This window comes from Micromonospora cynarisoli (assembly GCF_030518815.1).
Lineage (GTDB): Bacteria > Actinomycetota > Actinomycetes > Mycobacteriales > Micromonosporaceae > Micromonospora > Micromonospora wenchangensis.
On sequence record NZ_CP130426.1, the window covers coordinates 1083195 to 1102076 of the forward strand.

At 74.1% G+C, this 18882-nt stretch carries 15 protein-coding genes; 6 read left to right on the plus strand and 9 right to left on the minus strand.

All coding sequences use genetic code 11. The features are described from left to right. Positions 1-7 precede the first annotated feature (7 nt). The 5 genes from Q2K16_RS04380 to Q2K16_RS04400 all read right to left on the minus strand — a co-directional run bounded on the left by Q2K16_RS04380 (position 8) and on the right by Q2K16_RS04400 (position 9720). Positions 8-2212, minus strand: a complete 2205-nt coding sequence (locus Q2K16_RS04380) for a glycosyl hydrolase family 95 catalytic domain-containing protein (RefSeq protein ID WP_302743676.1) — start codon at positions 2210-2212, stop codon at positions 8-10. After that, entirely contained in the window at positions 2209-3267 is a 1059-nt protein-coding gene (locus Q2K16_RS04385; RefSeq protein ID WP_302743677.1) for a LacI family DNA-binding transcriptional regulator, read from the minus strand. The genes Q2K16_RS04380 and Q2K16_RS04385 overlap by 4 nt, the downstream gene beginning before the upstream one ends. After that, positions 3264-5726: a beta-glucosidase family protein gene (locus Q2K16_RS04390; protein ID WP_302743678.1), complete on the minus strand. Its 2463-nt coding sequence runs from the start codon at positions 5724-5726 to the stop codon at positions 3264-3266. Before Q2K16_RS04390 ends, Q2K16_RS04385 begins: the two co-directional genes overlap by 4 nt. Before the next feature lie 235 nt (positions 5727-5961). After that, positions 5962-7182, minus strand: a complete 1221-nt coding sequence (locus Q2K16_RS04395) for an ROK family transcriptional regulator (RefSeq protein ID WP_302743680.1) — start codon at positions 7180-7182, stop codon at positions 5962-5964. Positions 7183-7383: 201 nt separating this feature from the next. After that, on the minus strand, positions 7384-9720 hold the full coding sequence (locus Q2K16_RS04400; protein ID WP_302743681.1) for a TIM-barrel domain-containing protein: 2337 nt from the start codon (positions 9718-9720) through the stop codon (positions 7384-7386). A gap of 156 nt (positions 9721-9876) precedes the next feature. On the opposite strand from Q2K16_RS04400, the gene Q2K16_RS04405 reads away from it, so the two are divergent. Continuing rightward, positions 9877-11970, plus strand: a complete 2094-nt coding sequence (locus Q2K16_RS04405; RefSeq protein ID WP_302743682.1) for a beta-galactosidase — start codon at positions 9877-9879, stop codon at positions 11968-11970. Positions 11971-11980: 10 nt separating this feature from the next. Further along, positions 11981-13267, plus strand: a complete 1287-nt coding sequence (locus Q2K16_RS04410; RefSeq protein WP_302743683.1) for an O-antigen ligase family protein — start codon at positions 11981-11983, stop codon at positions 13265-13267. A 28-nt stretch (positions 13268-13295) separates the two neighbouring features. Here the strand turns inward: Q2K16_RS04410 and Q2K16_RS04415 are convergent, their stop codons facing one another. Continuing rightward, a complete protein-coding gene (locus Q2K16_RS04415) occupies positions 13296-13883 on the minus strand; it encodes a helix-turn-helix domain-containing protein (protein WP_302743685.1) in 588 nt (195 codons plus the stop codon). 184 nt (positions 13884-14067) lie between these two features. On the opposite strand from Q2K16_RS04415, the gene Q2K16_RS04420 reads away from it, so the two are divergent. The 4 genes from Q2K16_RS04420 (at position 14068) to Q2K16_RS04435 (ending at position 16551) form a co-directional block, all read left to right on the plus strand. Then, positions 14068-14706 carry a class I SAM-dependent methyltransferase gene (locus Q2K16_RS04420; RefSeq protein ID WP_302743687.1) on the plus strand — a complete coding sequence of 213 codons (639 nt, stop codon included), beginning with the start codon at positions 14068-14070 and terminating at the stop codon, positions 14704-14706. After that, complete coding sequence (locus tag Q2K16_RS04425) at positions 14706-15209, plus strand: DinB family protein (RefSeq protein ID WP_302743688.1); 504 nt, start codon at positions 14706-14708, stop codon at positions 15207-15209. Before Q2K16_RS04420 ends, Q2K16_RS04425 begins: the two co-directional genes overlap by 1 nt. A gap of 235 nt (positions 15210-15444) precedes the next feature. Next, positions 15445-15993 carry a GNAT family N-acetyltransferase gene (locus Q2K16_RS04430; RefSeq protein WP_302743689.1) on the plus strand — a complete coding sequence of 183 codons (549 nt, stop codon included), beginning with the start codon at positions 15445-15447 and terminating at the stop codon, positions 15991-15993. An 81-nt stretch (positions 15994-16074) separates the two neighbouring features. Beyond that, on the plus strand, positions 16075-16551 hold the full coding sequence (locus Q2K16_RS04435; RefSeq protein ID WP_302743690.1) for a DnaJ family domain-containing protein: 477 nt from the start codon (positions 16075-16077) through the stop codon (positions 16549-16551). Between the two features lie 3 nt (positions 16552-16554). Here the strand turns inward: Q2K16_RS04435 and Q2K16_RS04440 are convergent, their stop codons facing one another. From Q2K16_RS04440 to Q2K16_RS04450, 3 genes are all read right to left on the minus strand, one after another. Next, positions 16555-17154, minus strand: coding sequence for a maleylpyruvate isomerase N-terminal domain-containing protein (locus tag Q2K16_RS04440; RefSeq protein ID WP_302743691.1), 600 nt, complete (start codon positions 17152-17154; stop codon positions 16555-16557). A 594-nt stretch (positions 17155-17748) separates the two neighbouring features. Then, entirely contained in the window at positions 17749-18537 is a 789-nt protein-coding gene (locus tag Q2K16_RS04445; protein WP_302743693.1) for an NAD(P)H-binding protein, read from the minus strand. A 49-nt stretch (positions 18538-18586) separates the two neighbouring features. Continuing rightward, a complete protein-coding gene (locus tag Q2K16_RS04450; RefSeq protein WP_302743694.1) occupies positions 18587-18865 on the minus strand; it encodes a TetR/AcrR family transcriptional regulator C-terminal domain-containing protein in 279 nt (92 codons plus the stop codon). Between the last annotated feature and the right edge of the window lie 17 nt (positions 18866-18882).

Genomic DNA, 18882 nt, shown 5'->3' on the forward strand with positions numbered 1-18882 from the left:
CGCCGGGTCACCGGCGGTGGGTCACCCGCACCGGGGTTCCCGCCGGCAGGTCGCAGCCGGTGTCGCCGTAGGGGCTGCGGACCCGTATCCGCTGGCCGGTGGCGGCGACCAGCCGTGCGGTGACGCGGGCGTCGTCCCAGGTCAGCTCCTCGACGGTGATCCTGCCCCGGCAGGTCACCCCGCGCAGCGCCCCCCGGTGCAGGCCCGGCGGCAGCGCCGGCAGCAGCCGCAGCAGTCCCGGCCGGGACTGCACCAGCGCCTCGATCAGCACCGCCGGCAGGGTGTGCGCCGCGTCGGCGTTGTAGGTCACCCGGCCCGGGTTGTGGGCGCTCATCAGCGACCGGAAGAACATGTCCGCCGCGACGATCCGCCGCAGGTACGCCCCGACCAGCGGCCCGTCGCCGAGGCGGGCGGCCGCCAGGGCCCGGTGCAGGGTGCCGTGGGCGGAGCCGTCCTCGTCGCCACGGACGGTCAACGCCCGGTGCGCCGCCGCCGCCAACTCCGGGGTGTCGTCCGGGTCGATCTCCCCGGTCGGCCACACCGGATAGAGGTGGCTGACGTGCCGGTGGTCGTCGTCGGGCCGGTACCCGGGCCACGCCCACTCGGCCAACGCGCCCCGCGCGTCGACCCGGTAGCCGGGCAGCCGCGCCCGGGCAGCCGCCCACCGGTCCGTCCCGGTCACCTCGGCGGCGACGGCCATCGCGTGCCGGGCGGCGGCGACGTCCATGGTGGCGTTCACGGCGACCGGCACCGGCCGGCCGGTGTCGTCGAGCGGCCCGGTCTCCGGCGAGTACGACGGCACCAGCGCCGGCTGCCCGTCGACGTCGGTGAGCACGTCGGTGAAGAAGTCGGCCACCTCGGCCAGCCAATCCGCCACCTCCCCCAGCGGCTCCCCGGTCACCTGGTGGTGTTCGTACAGCGGGTGCAGCAGCCAGTGCGCGCCGGCCAGCCACGCGGTGAACGGCCACTGCGGGTGGACGTGGAACAGGTGCCCGTGTTCACCGTCGGTGCGGCTGGGCGCCAGCAGCCCCCGTGCCCCGTAGACGGCGTGGGCGTTGTCCCGCCAGTGCCCGATCTGGGCGCGGACCAGCCGGGCGTGCGCGGCGGTCACCTCCGGCAACGCGCCGACGTTCGCGCCTGCCAGTTGCAGGTTGAGGTTCGCGTCGGTGGTGAAGTCCCCCGCCCAGGCCGCGTCCCAGGAACCCGTCCAGATGCCGGTCAGCCGGGGCGGCAGCACCCCGCTGGCGCTGAACAGCAGGTACCGGCCGGCGTGGAAGAGTCGTTCCAGCAGCGCCGGGTCGCACCGGTCACCGGCGGTGGCGTGCCGGGCGAGCAGCGCGCCCACGGGCAGGTCCCGGTCGGCCGCCGGCACCGCCAGGTCCAGGTCGACCCGCCGGTAGGCGCCGGTGTGCCGGGTGACGTGCCGGGCCAGCAGCGTCGGGTAGTCGGCCGGGCCGTCGGCGAGCCGCCGCTGCTGCGCGGCGGTGGGCCACGCCGCGGTGGCGGTGCGCTCCAGGGCGGTGGTCAGCAGCGCCGGCCCGCGTACCAGCACCCGGTCACCTGCGGGTTCGGCGTCGCCCCGGACCAGGGTCACCCCCTCGAAGCCGTACGCGCCGCCGACGTCGGGGTAGCGGCCACGCACCCGCAGGAACACCAGTCCGTCGTGGCGGTAGGCGGTGGTGTCGTAGTGCACCGTGTCGGGGCGGCCGGGCAGGTCACCTGTCGCCCCGACGACGCAGTCGCCCTGGTCGAGGTGGGTGACGACGAGCCGGTCGGCGCGGGAGACGAAGCTGCGTCGTCGCCGCCCGGACCACCGCACCACCACCTCACCGGTGGTGAAGTCGGTGTGCCGCCGGTAGTTGCGCACCGTCGTCGCGGGGGCGTCGACGGTCAGCGCGAACCCCGGATGGTACGACTGGGTCCACGCCAGGTCCCGGCCCCCGGTGAGCAGTGCACCGGCCTCGGCGCGGCGGCCGGTGAGGACCAGTTCCCGGATCCGGGGCAGCAGCGCGGCCAGCTGCGGGGCCCGCGCGTCGTGGGTGCCGTTGGGCAGCACGAACCGGTGGTGGTTGACCACCAGCCGTTCGGCGTGCGGGTCGCCGGGGACCATCAGCCCGTACTCGCCGTTGCCGGTGAGGAAGGCGTCGGGCCAGTCGGCGGCCGGGGCGTCGTCCCAGATCCGGTGTGCCGACGGGGGTGGTCCGCCGGTCACCGGGGGGTCCGGGCCGTCGGCGCGGCGGTGCTGTCCCGGATGGTCAACCGGGGCGGCAGCAGCGTCACCTCCGGCACCGGTTCGTCGTGCAGTTTACGCATCAGCAACGTCACCGCCTGTCGGCCGATCTCCTCGGCGGGCACCGGCACCGAGGTGATCCGGGGCGCGGCCTGTTCGGCGAACTGGTCGGGGCAGATCGCCACCACCGACATGTCCTGCGGCACCCGTCGTCCCAGGGTGGGCAGGCAGGCCAGCACCGGCCCGACGGCCGCCTCGTTCTGCACCACCAGCGCCGACAGGTCGGGGTGCCGGTCGAGCAGGTCGGCGAGTTCCTGACGGATCGCGGCGGGCCCCTCCTCGAAGGGTTGGGTGACGACGGTGACGCCGTGCCGGTCGGCGGCGGCGGTCACCCCGGCGCGGGTGCGGTGGGCGAAGCCGGTGCCCCGGTCGTAGACGGCGGCGGGAGCGCCGAGCAGCGCCACCCGGTGGTGCCCGAGCCGGGCCAGGTGTTCCACGCACACCTGCCCGGCGCGGTGGAAGTCCAGGTCCACACAGGTCAGACCGGTCGGGTCGGCGGGGACGCCGATCAGGACGCTGGGCCGGGTCAGGTCCCGCAGCAGCGGCACCCGTGAGTCGTCCAGCTCGACGTCCATCACCAGCATCCCGTCGACCATGGCGCTGCCGGCGATGCGGCGCAGACCCGACGGCCCCTCGTCGGAGGTGACGAGCAGGACGTCGTGGTCGAACCGGCGGGCGGTGGTGACCACCGCGATGGCGAACTGCATCACCACCGGCACCTGCATGCCGGCGCGCAGCGGCAGGACCAGGGCGATGGTGTTGGCGCGTCGGCTGGCCAGCGCCCGCGCCCCGGCGTTGGGGTGGTAGCCCAGTTCCCGGATGCTGGCCAGCACCCGGGTGCGGGTCACCTCGGAGATGGCCCGTTTGCCGCTGAGCACGTACGACACGGTGCTGACCGCCACCCCGGCGTGCCGGGCGACGTCGACGATGGTGACCTGGTCGGGCGACTTGCGGCTGCGCCCGGGGGTGCCGGTCACCGGGTGCCGCCGGCGGCCACGGCCGGGCGGGGCCGCGGCGCGGCGGCGCGGGTGTGCACGGTCACCGCGCCGACGGCGCGGATGTCGCGGGCGGAGCGGCCGACCAGCAGGGTGTGGGTGGCGTCCTCCAGCACCGGGCCGCCGCGCTGCTCGTCCCACCAGGTAAGGTCGTCGGCGCGCAGCCGCAGGGTGACCGTGCGCCGCTGGCCGGGGGCGAGGGTGACCCGGGTGAAGTCGCGGAGCTGCCGCAGCGGCTGCTTGACCCGGGAACGGCGCTGCCGCGTGTAGAGCTGCACGATCTCCTCGCCCTCCCGGTCGCCGGTGTTGGTGACCTCGACGCTCACCTCGACCTCGCCGCCGGCGCTGACCGTCGGCGTGTCGACGCGCAGGTGAGCGTAGTCGAACCGGGCGTAGCTGAGGCCGTGGCCGAACGGGTACAGCGGCTCGCCCCGGTAGTAGAGGTAGGTGCTGTCCGCGCCGATCACGTCGTAGTCGAGCAGGTCGGGCAGGTCGGCGGCGTCGGGGTACCAGGTCTGGGTGAGCCGGCCGCCGGGGTCGGTGACACCGAGCAGCACCTGCGCCAGGGCGGTGCCGTGTTCCTGGCCGCCGTGCGCCGACCACAGCACCGCCGGCAGGTGCTCGTGCGCCCAGCCCACCGCGTACGGGTAGCTGCTGGTGAGCACCAGCACGGTCTGCGGGTTCGCGGCGTGCACGGCGCGCAGCAGCCGCTCCTGCCCGGCGGGCAGGGCCAGGTCGACGCGGTCCTCGGTTTCCCGGCCGTTGACCATCGGGTGGTTGCCGAGGACGACGACTGCCACGTCGGCGGCGTCGGCCAACGCGGCGGCCTCGGCCGCGCCGTCGGCGACGAGTTCGACGGTGAACGCGGTGGCGGTGTCCGGGTCGGTGGCGTCGGCGCGCAGCCGCCCGGTCTCGTCGACCCGCACGTACGCGCCGGTGGCGAGGTGGTGCAGCAGCGCGGTGCCGTCGGGGCGGTGCCGGAAGCGGAAGGTTTCCCGCACGATCCAGCCGCCCGGGCCGGGGCGGTCGTTGGCCAGTGCCCCGTCGTCGTCGGCGCCGACGTGCCGGCCGTTGGCGACGGCGCGCAGCGCCACCACGTCCTGCCCCCAGTCGAACACGTCGAACCAGGTGCCGTCGCGGCTGTCGTCGGCGGTCAGCGGGCCGCCCTCGCAGGAGCGGGGGCAGCGGACGTACCGGTCGCCGACGCGCAACGCGATCCGGTCGGCGCCGCAGTGGTGGGTGACGGTGGGTAGTTCCCGGGCCAGTCCCTCCCGGACGGTGACCGCGTACGGCAGGGTGCCGCTGTACCAGTCCTCGTGGACGGTGTCGGCGAGCGGGCCGAGGACCGCGATCCGGGGTGGGGTGCGGGTGGGCAGTGGCAGCAGCCCGTCGTTGTCGAGCAGCACGATCGACTGGCGGGCGGCTTCGCGGGCCAGGTCCCGGTGGGCGGGGCTGTCGAGCACGTCGGGGGAGACCCCGGCGAACGGGTCCTGCCCGGGTGGGTCCAGGTCGCCGAGGCGGATGCGGACGGTGAGGATGCGTCGTACCGCCCGGTCCACGTCGGATTCGTCGACGAGTCCCCGGTGCAGGGCTTCGGTGATGCGTCGGACGGTCGGGGCGCTGTCGGTGTCGTCCTCGGTGAAGTTGTCGATGCCGGCGCGTAGGGCGGCGGCGAAGCCGGTGACGTGGTCGGGCAGGTGGCCCTGCACGCCGGCGATGTTGGTGACCGCCCCGGCGTCGCCGACCACCATCACCTCGTCGGTGGTCCACCGGCGCAGTTCGCCGTCGAGCAGCGGGCTCAGGTGCGCGGGCACCCCGTCGACCAGGTTGTAGGAGGCCATCACGGCAACCGCCGCGCCGGCGGCGAGGGGGGCGCGGAAGGCGGGCAGTTCGTACTCGTGCAGGACCCGGGGTGGCAGGTCGCTGGAGGTGGTGGCCCGGTCGGTCTCGTTGTTGTAGCCGAGGAAGTGTTTGACAGTCGGGGCGGTGCGCAGCCGGTGGGGGTGGTCGCCGCGCAGCCCGGACGCGTAGGCGGTGGCGAGCTGGCCGGTCAGCCCCGGGTCCTCCGACCAGCCTTCCTCGTTGCGGCCCCAGCGGGGGTCGCGCAGCGGGTTGACCACCGGCGCCCACACGTTGAGTCCGACGCCTGTGGGGTCGGCCTGGTGCTTGACCCGTACCTCGGTGCCGACGGCGTCGCCGACGGCCCGGATCAGCTCGGGGTTCCAGCTGCTGGCCAGGCCGATGGCCTGCGGGAAGACGGTGGCCGGGCCGAGCCAGGCGACCCCGTGCAGCGCCTCGGTGCCGGTGCGGAAGCCGGGCAGGCCCAGCCGGGGCACGGGGGCCTGCCACTGGTGCAGCAGGCCGATCTTCTCCGGCAGGGTGAGCCGGGCCAGCAGGTCGTCGGCGTGCGCTTCGGGGGACGGTCCGGTGGGGTCGTTCATCTGCGGTTACCTTCCGGTGGCTCGCGGTGAGGCGTCCGGCCGGCGGTCGAAGCGTTTCGACGGCCGTGGTGACGTGCGGCATCGCGCGGTGAGGGTGGTGGCGGTCGTCGGCCCGGAGCGGCGAAGCGCTTCGACGACTGCGAAAAACGTGCCGCCCCGGGTGCCCGAACGACGGGGCGGCGGTTCGAGGTTGGCACCTGCGCGTCGGCCGGTCAAGGGGTGACCGGCACCCGGATCAGCCGGCGGGGAGTCGACCGGCCTCGATGGTGGCCAACGCGGCGGTCGCGCCGCCCAGCGCGGTGGCGGCGGAGTCCAGCGTGGAGGCGTCAAGGCGGCAGCCTCCGGCCTGCGGGGCGAGGGTCCGGGTGACCAGCTCAGCGCGGGCGGCCGGCAGCAGCCAGGGTGCGAGGGTGGCGAAGTGCCCACCGACCACGATCGCCTCGGGGTTGAGCAGGTTCGCCAGGATCGACGCCCCGTGTCCGAGGTGCCGGCCGATCTCGGCGAGACCGGCCAGCACTGCGGGTTCCTCCTGCCGGGCCGACGCCACGATCCGGTCGAGTTCCGGCAGGTAGTCGGTGACCGGGCCGTCCCGGGTGGCGTCGGGGAGGAGGCGGGCCACCACGGCCGGCAGCGCGGCCACCGCGGCGAGGCAGCCGCGTCGCCCGCACGGGCACGGTGGCCCGGCCGGGTCGAGGCAGAGGTGGCCGAGTTCCCCGGCGTGGCCCCGGCCGCCGCGCAGCAGCCGCCCGCCGGCGAGCACCCCGGCGCCGACGGAGAGCCCACCGGTGACGTGGACCAGGTCGGTGGCGCCGGCGTACGCGCCGTGCCGCTGCTCTGCCAGCACGGCGAGGTTGGCGTCGGTGTCCACCGTGACGGTGAACCCGGTCTCGCGCAGCGCGGCCCGCAGGTCGGCGGCGAGCGGCACGTCCCGCCAGCCGAGGCCGCTGGCCAGGGGCACCCCGCCGGCGGTGTCGACGAGGCCGGGCACCCCGACGGTGAGGCCGAGCACGGTGCGGCCCTGCCCGGTGACCCGGCCGATCGCGCGGCGGGCCAGGGTGACCAGTGCCCGGACGGTGTCGGCGGGGGAGGCGGTCGGGGCGGGGAACGCCCGTCGCCAGGTGAGCAGCCGGTTGCCGCCCAGGTCCACGGCGACCACCACCAGGTCGTCCGCGCCGATCTGCAGGCCCAGCGCCGCGTACGGGGCGCCGTCGAGCACGAGCATGGTGGCCGGCCGGCCGACCCGGTTGCCGGTCAGCCCGGTCTCGCGGACCAGTCGCCTGTCGAGCAGCTCGGTGACCAGGCTGGACACGGTGGCCTTGTTGAGGCCGGTGGTGGCGGCGATGTCGGCCCGGGAGCAGGGTGCGTGCAGGCGGACGTGCCGCAGGACCACGGCCCGGTTGGCCACCCGGACGTCGCCCAGGTCGGTCGGCTGTGGTTCGTTGTGGATGCTGATCACGGTCTGTCCGCTCCCTGCGCCCGACGGTGGGTGGTGCCGTGGCGGTGCATCATCGCCCACCGGCCGACCCCGCACGGGCACGCCGGGTCGGCCGGTGGGCGACGCCGTCGGCGTGCCGGTGCACCGTCGGTACGTCTGTTCGGCTGGAAACTCAACTAACTCTAGCGGCCCGTCCGGAGCCCGGACAGGCACCCGGTGGGGTCAGTCCGGCGGGAACCACGGCACGAACGGCGTCGGGCTGACCGGTTCGCCGTTGAGCAGCAGCCGGCGGGGGCTGCCGTCGCCGACCACACCCAGCCGGCGGACCCGCAGCGGCCCGTCGGTGCGGACCCGCAGGGTGTCGCCGTCGCGCAGCGCCTCCACCACGGTGTCGCCGTCGACGTCGTGCAGCACCGTGCGGGCGTCCACGCCGCCCCAGCTGACCAGGGTGACGTCGTCGAACGGGCCGTCGCCGACGGTGCTGGTGGCCGCGACCAGCGGCACCAGCGCGCCGTGCCTGACGAACAGCGGCAGCCGGTGCAGCGGCACGTCGATCCGCAGGTGCCGGCCGCCGCCGTGCCGTTCACCGGTGCCGGCGTCGATCCAGTCGTCGCCGGTGGGCAGGTAGACGGCCCGCCGCCCGGACGGGTCGGTGAGCGGGGCGACGAGCAGGTCGACGCCGAGGCGGTACTGCAGGTCGGTGGTCCACGCGGTCGGGTCCTCGGGGGTGTCGACGAGCAGCGCCCGCATCATCGGCGCTCCGGTGCGCGCCGCCTCCACGGCCGCCGACCACAGGTACGGCATCAGCCGGTAGCGCAGCCGCAGCGCGGCCACCGCGTCGCGTTCGGTCTCGGCGGGGAAGTCCCAGGGCAGCCGGCTGGTGGTGCCGTGCAGCCGGACCAGCGGCGACAGCGCCCCGAACTGGGTCCACCGCACGTACAGGTCCGGGTCGGGGGTGCCGTGGAAGCCACCGGTGTCGTGGCTCCAGAACGGCACCCCGGACAGCCCGTGCGACAGCCCGCCGCGCAGGGTGCTGGCCAGGCCGGGCCAGGTGGCGTTGACGTCGCCGCTCCACTGCGCGCTGTGCCGCTGCCCGCCCAGGTACGACGAGCGGGCCCACACCGTACGGTGCCCGGCGACCTCCTCGGTCAGGTCGGCGACGATGTCGTTGAACAGCAGGGTGTAGACGTTGTGCAGTTCGACGCCGGTCATGCCGTTGTGCGCCACCGCGTCGGCCGGCACCGCCTCGGCGAAGTCGGTCTTGAACACCGCCACCCCCTGTTGCAGCAGGGGCCGCAGCAACCCCCGGAACCAGGCGACGGCGTCGGGGTTGGTGAAGTCGACGATGGCGCTGGCCGGGTAGCTGCCGTGCCACACGTCCGCGACGTACGTGCTGCCGTCGGCGCGGTGCAGGAAGTAGCCGGCGCGGGCCGCGTCGGCGTAGAGCGGGCTGCCGGTCATCAGGTACGGGTTCATCCACAGGCACACCCGGAAGCCCTGCCCGGTGAGGGTGGCCAGCATCCCGGCCGGGTCGGGGAACGCCTCGTCGTCCCAACGCAGCTCCGACCAGCGGCCGGCGACCTGCCAGTAGCAGTCCAGGTGCAGCACGTCGCAGGGGATGTCGCGGTCCCGGATGCGCCGGGCCCGCTCCAGCACCCGCTGCTGGCTGTCGGGGTAGAACCCGGAGGATATCCACGCCCCGAAGGCCCACTTCGGCGGCAGGTACGGCCGGCTGGTCAGCTCGTCGAACCGGTCCAGCACCTCGGTGGGGGTGGGGCCGGCGAGCACGTAGTAGTCGAGCAGGTCGTCGGGGACGAGGATCTGCACGGCGCTGTGGGTGGACTGGCAGACGTCGAACTGCACCGGCATGCCGCTGTCGACCAGCACCCCGTAGCCTCGGTCGGACAGGTAGAACGGCACGTTCTTGTGGGACCGGTCGGACTCCCCGCCGAAGGCGTCGTAGTTCCACATCAGGACCCGTTGGCCGCGCTTGTCCAGCGGGGTGAACTTCTCCCCGAAGCCGACGAACCGTTCGTCGCCGAACGCCACGAAGCTCTCGTGCCAGGCGACGGGCGCGCCGTCGACGCTGCTGCGGCCGAACGGCAGGGTGCGGCGTCGGCCGCTGATGTCCCGGGTGCCCGGGTCCTGGTCGAGCAGCACCCGCCCGTCGGGGGTGAGGAACCGCAGGTGCCAGGGGTCGAGGCGGATCTCGGCGACGACCGCTCCGGCGTCGATGAGCACGTGGGTGTCGTCCACGGTGAGGGCGGCGAGGTGGGGCCGGGGGTGGACCAGGGGCAACGCGCGGGCCGAGCGGCTGCGGGCCTGCGGGTCCTCGGCGAGGCGTACCCGGATCACGCCGTGGCCGGCGGCGTCGAGGCGGACCACCAGGCTGCCGCCGTCGGACAGGGTGGCCTTGACGGTGACGCCGTGCCCGTCGGTGGCGACGACCTCGGCCCGGCCGACGGTGGCGACCCCGTCCTCGCCCGGTTCCCGTACGGGCAGGTCGGGCGGGTCGGCCACGAACGTCTCGTACGGGACCAGCGGCGGTCGGTACGGCATCGGCGTCTCCTCGGGAGCGTTTTCCGGCGGTACCGACAGTTTCTTTGCCTTCCCAACGAACTGTCAACGAGTGACTTCGATTGACCGGCGATCAACCCGATTGACATGGGTAAATCGTCTCCATAGTTTGGACACCTATCAAACAAAGTCGACGGGATGGTGGGTATGTGGGACGACGGCCGACTCTGCCACGGCGGTGACTACAACCCCGAGCAGTGGCCCGCCGCCACCTGGCGCGAGGACGTCACCCTGATGCGCCGGGCCCGGATCAACCTGGTCACCGTCGGCGTGTTCGCCTGGTCCCGGCTCGAACCCACCCCCGGCCGCCACGACTTCGGCTGGCTCGACGAGGTGCTGGACCTGCTGCACGACGGCGGCATCCGGGTCGCCCTGGCCACCCCCACCGCCTCCCCACCACCCTGGTTCTCGCTGGCGCACCCCGACGCGCTGCCGGTCACCGCCGACGGCGTCCGGCTGCACCACGGCAGCCGCGACACCTACTGCGCCGCCGCCCCCGCCTACCGGGCCGCCGCCCGGGGAATCGCCGCCACCCTCGCCGCCCGCTACGCCCACCACCCGGCCGTCGCCCTGTGGCACGTGCACAACGAGTACGGCACCACCTGCCACTGCCCGCACGCCGAGGCCGCGTTCCGCCACTGGCTCGTCGACCGCCACGGCGACCTGGACACCCTCAACGCCGCCTGGGCCACCAGCTTCTGGAGCCAGCACTACACCGACTGGGCGCACGTCAGCACCCCTCGGGCCACCCAGTACCTCGGCAACCCCGGCCAACTGCTGGACTTCCGCCGGTTCTGGTCCGACACCCTGCTCGCCGCGTACGTCGAACAACGTGACCTGCTCACGGCGGCCAACCCGGCGCTGCCGGTCACCACCAACTACGTCCTCGGCGACTGGGTGCCGGTCGACCACGCCCGCTGGGCGGCCGAGGTGGACCTGGTCGCCGTCGACCACTACCCGTCGGCGGTCGACGGCGGCGCCGAGGAACAGACCGCCCTCGCCGCCGACCTGGCGCGCGGCTGGGCGCGACACGGCCGCCACCGGGCCACCACCCGACGCGGACCGGCCCCCACCGACGGGCCGGCCACCTGGCTGCTGATGGAGAGCGCCGCCAGCCAGATCCACACCACCGGCCGCTCGCACACCAAGGAACCCGGCCGGATGGCCCGGCACAGCCTGTCCCACGTGGCCCGCGGCTCCCGGGGGGCGATGTTCTTCCAGTGGCGGGCACCGGCCGGCGGCGCGGAACGCTTCCACTCCGCGCTGGTGCCGCACACCGGCCCCGACAGCCGGGTCTTCCGCGAGACGGTCCAACTCGGCGAGCACCTCGACCGGCTCGCCGAGGTCACCACCGGCGAGGTGACCGCGTCGATCGCACTGGCCTTCGACGCCGCCAGCGGCTGGGCGCTGCGCCACCCCGGCATGCCCTCGACCCTGCTCGACGGGCACGCCGAACTCGCCGCCGCGCACCGCGCGCTGTGGCGGGCCGGGTACGGCTGCGACGTGGTCGTCCCCGGCGACCCGCTCGACCGGTACCGGCTGCTCGTCCTACCCGCCGTCTACCTGGCCGACGACGCCACCGCCGGCTGGGTCCGCGAGCACGTCGAGGCGGGCGGGCACCTGCTGGTCGGCTACCTCAGCGGCGTGGCCGACCCGTACGGCCGGGTGCACCTCGGCGGCTACCCCGGCGCGTACCGCAACCTGCTCGGCCTGCGGGTGGAGGAGTTCCATCCGCTCGCCGCCGACGAACAGGTGCTGCTCTCCGGCGGCGGCACCGGCCGGATCTGGTCGGAGACCCTCCAACTGGACGGCGCCGAACCGGTCGGCACGTACGTCGGCGGGGTCCTCGACGGCCGCCCGGCGGTGACCCGGCACCGCATCGGCGACGGCACCGCCTGGTACCTGTCGACCCGACCCGACGACCGCACCTACCGGCGGCTGCTCACCGAGGTGGCCCGGACCGCAGGCGTCGCCCCGGTCTGCCCGGACGCCCCGCCCGGCGTGGAGGCGGTACGCCGCGCCCACCCACAGGCGAGCTGGCTGTTCCTGCTCAACCACACCGACCGGCCGCAGCGGGTGCCGGCCACCGGCATCGACCTGCTCACCGGCGTCCCCGCCGACGGCACGGTGGTCCTACCGGCCGGGGGCGTCGCGGTGATCCGCGAGCAACCGGCCCCGATGGCGTCCGTCACAGCCACTCCGCCGATGACCGACCCGGCCCCGCCCGCCTAACCTTGCCCCGGTGGGGACGAGGAACGCTGCACCACCGCGCGCACTGCCGCTCTGGCCGCTGTACCTGATGTTCGCGGCGATGCCGCTGTGGTGGCTGCTCGGCAGCCTCTACCTTGGCTGGACGCTGTTCGGGATGCTGCTGGCGGTGGTCCTGCTCGCCCACGGCCGGGTGTCCTGGCCGCCCGGCTCGGCGCTGTGGTTCGTCCTCGTCAGCCTCATCGTGGTCAGCGCCACCCGGCTGGAGAAGGCCAGCAGCCTGCTCGTCTACGGCCTGCGGCTGGGCTTCGTCCTCACCGCCCTCGTGGTCTACCTGTACGCCTACACCGCCGCCCGGCAGGGGGCCCGCTGGGACCGGCTGTTCCGACCGGTGCTGTTCTTCTGGCTGGCGATGGTGGCGCTCGGCTGGGTGGGTGTGCTCGCCCCCCGGCTGGCGCTGACCACCCCGGTGGAGGTGCTGCTGCCCGACGGGCTGGCCGGGCAGCGGATGATCCGGGCGGTCACCCACGTGCACTCCACCGAGTTCAACCCCACCGGCCGCAACCCGTACTACCGGACGGCCGCCCCGTACCCGTACACCAACAACTGGGGTACGGGGTTCGCGCTGCTGGTGCCGTGCGTGCTGGCGTACCTGTCGGCGGTGCGCACCGGGCCGCTGCGCCGGGTGCTGCTGGTGTCCCTGCCGCTGGCGCTGGTGCCGGCGTTCCTCACCCTCAACCGGGGCATGTTCGTCGGCCTCGGGGTGGGCCTGCTCTACCTCGGCCTGCGCGCCCTGGTGCGCGGCGACGTCCGGCTGATCGGCACGATCGCCGCCGGAGTGGCCGTGGCCTGGGTGGTCACCCTGGTCGTCCCGGTCGGCGACATGATCATGAACCGGGTGGAGAACACCGATTCGACCCGGGACCGCGCCGACCTGTACCGGCAGACCCTCGACGCGGTCCTGCACTCGCCGCTGCTCGGCTACGGCGCCCCGCGCAGCGCCGACACCACCACCGGCGCGGAACCCCTCGGCACCCAGGGCCAGGTCTGGTTGACCATGTACAGCCACGGCATCCCCGCCCTGCTGACGCTGCTGGCCCTGCTCGTGGTGCTGGTCCGCAGCACCGCCGTCGCCGTGTCCGCCGCCGGCCGGTGGCTGAGCGTGGTGCCGGTGGTCGCCCTCGCCCTCGCCCCGTTCTACGGCTTCACCGACATGAACCTGTCGGTGATGTTCTACGCGATCGGGCTGGCCGTGGCCGCGGTCGACGGCCCGGTGAACCGGGAACTGCCGACGGCGGCACCCCGGCCGTCACCGGTCTGAGCGGGTCGGCCGGTCGCCACCGCCTCGTTCAGATGGGCGATGCCGGGGACGGCGCCAGGTGGGCGCGCTCGCCTTGCGCACCGAAGAGCGTGAGCAGCTCCGCGGCCCGGGAGTCGGCGCTGCCGATCTGGTGCGGGATGCGGGTGTCGAACTCTGCGGCTTCGCCGGGGCCCAGCTGGTATTCCTGGTCACCGAGGACGAGCCTGACCTGTCCGTTGAGTACGTAGAACCATTCGTACCCCTCGTGGGTCTGCAGGGTCGTCGTGGCCGATCTCCCGGCCGGTGGGTAGATCACTTTGTAGGCCTGGATGCCTCCGGGACGTCTGGTCAGCGGCACGACGGTGAAGCCGGACCGCCGGACCGGCCGCAGGTGGATACGTGGGTCGCCGGTGGGCGGGGCCGCGACCAGTTCGTCGAGCGGGACGCCGTGCGCCCGCGCCAGCGGCAGCAGCTGCTCCAGTGTCGGGCGCAGTTTCCCGTTCTCAAGACGCGACAGCGTGCTCGCGGTCAGACCGGTCTCTGCCGCCAGGGCGGCCAGCGAGATGTTCCGGGCCTTGCGGAGTGCGCGCAGGCGCGGGCCGACGCCCGCAAGGACGTCGTGCGACGTGACGTTCATGAGCCCATGATGCGGATCCGCAACGTTCCTCGCAAACAGGCAACGCCGCTGGTCATCCTGGTGGCGGAGGTAAGACAACGATGCTCACATCAGCAACAACGTCGCGACCGGCGGCACGGTGGCCGCGCACCGCCGCAGCCGTCACGGCCGCGCTCGTCCTGACGACAGCGAGAGGGGCGGACCGATGACCGACACACTCGATGCCGGGTCGTTCTGGGAACAGCACCACCGCGCCCGGCGCGGCGGCGGCACCGGGCACCCCAACCCGGTGTTGAAAGAGACAGCCGGGACACTGCGACCCGGCGATGCCCTCGACCTGGGATGCGGCGCCGGCGGCGACACCATCTGGCTCGCCCGGCACGGCTGGCGGGTCACCGCCGTGGACATCTCCCGCGCCGCCGTGCAACGGGTGCGGGCACGCTCCCGGCAACTCGGCATCGACGGCCGGGTGACCGGCGAACAGCACGATCTGGCCCGGAGCTTCCCGGACGGGCAGTTCGACCTGATCTCCGCGCAGTACCTGCACACCCCCTTCCCGCTGGACCGCGCGCGAGCACTGCGTACCGCGGCGCACGCACTGCGCCCCGGCGGTCATCTCCTGATCGTCGACCACGGCTCGACCGCACCCTGGTCGTGGAACAAGGATCCCGACACGCACCACCCCTCACCGGGCGAGACCGCGGCCGAACTCGCCCTCGACCCGGCCCGGTGGTCCGTCGTACGCGCCGACACGCAGCACCGCCGGGCCACCGGACCGGGAGGCCGGACCGCCACCGTCACCGACAACGTCCTGCTCGTCCGACGACATGATCGGAAAAGCTGATGCCGCCGACCACCCGAACCAGGAAACGCAAGGACACCGGGCCCGCATGGACCGCCCCCGGGGAGAAGGCCACCCTGGTCGGATTCATCGACTACCTCCGCAACGCGATCATGGACAAGGTCGCCGACGTGCCGGAGCCCGAGGTCCGCACCGCCGGTGTGCCCTCCGGCACCAACCTCCTCGGGCTGATCAAACACGTGACCGCCGTCGAGGGGTTCTACTTCCTCGAAAAGCCGATCACCACCATGCGGCGCACCTTCCAGCCCACCCGTGACGAAACCGTCGACGGCCTGCTCGCCGCCTGCCGGGCAACGATCGAGCAGGCGAACCAGGTCATCGAAACCTGGACCGATCTGACCCAGCCGGCACCCCGGCCGCCCGGCCGCGGCGCCCTGCCGCCGTCGCAGCGATGGGTGCTGGTCCACATGATCGAGGAGCTCGGACGCCACGCGGGGCACGCAGACATCATCCGCGAGAGAATCGACGGCTCCACCGGCCGCTGACAGCCCACCACAGTCGGCTCTCCATCGGTCGTCAACGCGGTCTGCCCGGTGAAACGCGTGGCGGGGCCTGCGCCCGAACGCCGCGGGCCGTGGAAGACCGCGCACGGGCGTCCTCCCGGTGGCCCGCACCGGTCCCGCCCCGTCCGTGCCCGCACCCCTACGCCGCGTCGGTGCGGCACGTCTCCCGTGCCCGGCAGGGGTTCCGGACGGGCGGGGCAGCGGCCACACTGCTCAGATGTCTGTGACCCTGCGGGCCGCCCCCACCGTCACCGCACCCGGACTGCTCCTGCGCTGCTGGCGCGACGACGACGTTGACGCGTTGGTCGAGGCGTACCGGGACCCGGAGCTACGGGCCCGGACCCGTAACCCGCTGACCACCCCGGGCCAGGCCCGACGCTGGGTCGACGGCAACCGGCAGGGCTGGGCGGCGGGCCGCCGGTTCAGCTTCGCCGTCTGCGAACCCGCGCCCGACGGTGACCGGGTGGTCGGCTGCGTCCTGCTCAAGGACGTGGTGCCGGGCCGCGCCGACGCCGAGATCGGCTACTGGACGGCCGGGCCGGCGCGCGGCCGTCAGGTGGCGCCCCGGGCGGTGGACGCGGTGAGCCGGTGGGCGTTCACCAGGTTCGCCGCGACCGGGCTGGTCCGGCTGGAACTGCTGCACCAACTGGACAACCCGGCGTCCTGCCGGGTGGCGGACAAGAGCGGTTTCCCGTTCGTCGAGGTGCTGCCCGCCCGGCCGCCGTTCCCTCTCGACGGGCACCGCCACGTGCGGCACCACCGCTGAACGTCGGGAATGTCCCCCGCCCCGTGGGCGCTGCACCGGTGACGGCCGGGCGGATACGGTGGCGGGGGAGGTGTCCTGAGGATGGTGGACGCGTGGGAGGCCTCGGTCGAGGCGCAGATCCGCAGTGCCCAGGAACGGGGCGAGTTCGACAACCTGCCCGGCATGGGCAAGCCGATCCCCGGCCGCGACGTCCCCTACGACGAGTCCTGGTGGATCACCAGTTTCCTGGAGCGGGAGGCGCTGCCCACCGACCTGCTGCTGCCCACCCCGTTGCAGTTGCGCCGCCGGGTCGAGCAGGTGCCCGACGAGGTCCGTGACCTGCCCACCGAGGAGTCGGTCCGGGAGTTCGTCGGGCTGCTCAACCAGGAGATCGTGGCGTGGCTGCGGTACCCCGCAGGGCCCCGGGTGACGGTCCGTCCGGTCGACACCGAGGCGGTGCTGCGCCAGTGGCGGGCCCACCGCGCCACCCGCAGCGCACCGGTCCTGCCCGTCCCGGCGACCCCGCCACCGACGCGCCGCCCCCGGTGGCGCTGGCCGTGGCGTCGGCCGCCGGCATGACCGTCATCGCGTCGCCGGGTCCTCGACGGCGGCCCGCCAGGTCCACGCGACGCGGCGGGGCCGCTCACCGAGGGTGGCCCGCCCGGTCATCCAGAGCAGCACGTCGACCGGGTCACCCGCGGGCGCGTCGGGGAACAGCCGCCCCAGCACCGCCGCGCTGGGCGCCGTCGGCGGCCGCCACGTCACCCCGAGTCCCCGGGTGATGTCGTACGTGTGCAGCAGCGTCTCGGCGATGCCCATGGCGGCGAAGCCGGGCGGGTCGCAGGGCCCCCAGTGCCAGGCGCGGGTGTGCTCGGGGACGGTGTCGAGCGCGGCGGCGAGCAGCCCTCCACAGGCGGCCACCACCACCAGCACCTGTGCCGGGGTGGCGTCGGGGCGTACCCGGAGGTCGAGCGGCAGGTACGCGGTGTCGGGCCGGCCGGTGAGCTGGGTGGCGTAGCCGAGCAGGTCGTGGGCGATGTGCGCGGCGGTGGTCCAGCATGACCAGGCCAGGTCACCGGCGGGGCCGGTCCAGTCCCGGTCGGTGTGCGGGCCGAGCGTGCGGGTCAGGTCGTCGATCGCGTCCCGGACCCCGCGACCGGTCAACTGTTCCTCGGTGGGCATGCGGCCGATCCTCGCACCATCGTGGCCCGCGGGCCGGGTCGTGTGGCGGCGGCCTCCTCACCGGCCGCACGGCGGCGAGAGTGCCCCACAGGTGCTGGCCGTCCTGCGGCGGCGCGGTCGTCGCGGGCCAGATGGACGCCGAGGATCGCATCGCCTGGCGAGATCGGTGAGCCGGTCCCGGGCGGCCTGCGCCCGAGCCAGGGTCGCACCCACGGCCTGTGCTGTCGCCCGGGCGGGCATGCCCGCCCGGGCCGTGCTCGTCACCGTAAGACACCCGGTCGGCGGTGACCGAGGTGATGGCCACCCGGCGGGCCGTGTCGGCAGCCGCTCGGCGTACCGCTGCTGGCGGACATGGCACCGGACGCGACGTTGGTCCTGCACGGCAGCGACCCGCTGTTCCCGCAGGCCCACGGTGGGCCTGGCGGCGACAGCCTGCCTCCGTGGTCCGCCGGACCAACCGCGACCCATTAACAGATTGCCGGTAACAGTAATTCGTTAATTGAGACCGCCAAAACGGGCATAACGGTGTCACACCATAATGACTGTTCTGTTGCATCCCGCTTCGGCGCAGGGATCTGGTTGTGCGTGCCGGCCTCAGGGAAGCGGGTGGGTTTCCCGGAGCTGGTCGAGGATGCCGGTGGGCGTCCGTCCGAGCAGCTCACGTAGGTGGTCGGTCGACACGTCCAGGACGCCGGCCCGGGCCAACGCGTGCAGCCAGCCCATCGGCCCGGTCACCACGCCGGCTTGGGCCTCGACGCCGAGGGCGGCGGCCACCTGCGGGTACGTCCACGCCGGTCCGCTGAGGGTGTAGGTCCGCCCCCGGGTGTCGGGGCGCAGGAGAGCGGCAACGGCGGCCTCGGCGAGGTCGGCCCGGGTGGCGGTGGTCAGGTTCCGCCCCCCGGTCGCGTGCACCAGCGCCGCCCCGGCCGCCGCGTCACGGGCCGCCGCGTCGACGAACGGCTCGGTGTAGAACGGGTTCCGCAGCACCGTGTGGGCCGGGCCCGCCGCGGCGAGCGCCTCCTCGGTGGCCCGGTGGGCGTCGAAGAGGCCGGCGATCGGGTGGAAGCTGGTGTAGACCACCTCGGTGACTCCGGCCTGTCCCGCCGCCGTGACGACGGCGTGGTGCTGTTCGGTGCGGCGGGCGGGATCGAGTTCGGGGGACGAGACGAAAAGCAGCCGCGTGACCCCAGCGAACGCCTCGACCAGCGTGTCGGGGACGTCGTAGTCGCCGTGGCGTACGGCGACCGCCAGGGCTCGGGCGCGGTGGGGATCGCGGGCGACGGCCACGACCCGGTCGGGCCCGACCCGTTCACGTAGCTGGGCGACGGCGCGGCGACCGAGGGCTCCGGTGGCCGCCGTGACGGCGAACAGTTCATGGGACATGGGCACACCCTGGCCAGCGACGCCGTCGCCGACAACCGGGTTTCCCGGGTCACCCGGGCGGTCGGGGCAGTCTGGTGGCGACGGCGTCGAGGGCGGCCAGTTGGGCCTCGGCCACGGCGAGGCCGTTCGGTCCCAGGGTGGGGCGGCCGCCGAGCAGGTCGGCCAGCCACTCGTGCCGCAGCACGGTCCGCCGGGTGCGGTGGGCGACGACCCGCAGCGTCTCCCGCCAGTCGCCGGGCTGCGTGTCGGGGAGGACCTCGGCGTGGACGGCGCCCACCATCAGGTCGAACAACTCGTCCTTGGTGGACAGGTGGCCGTACAGCCGCATCGGGCCGGCGTTCAGGC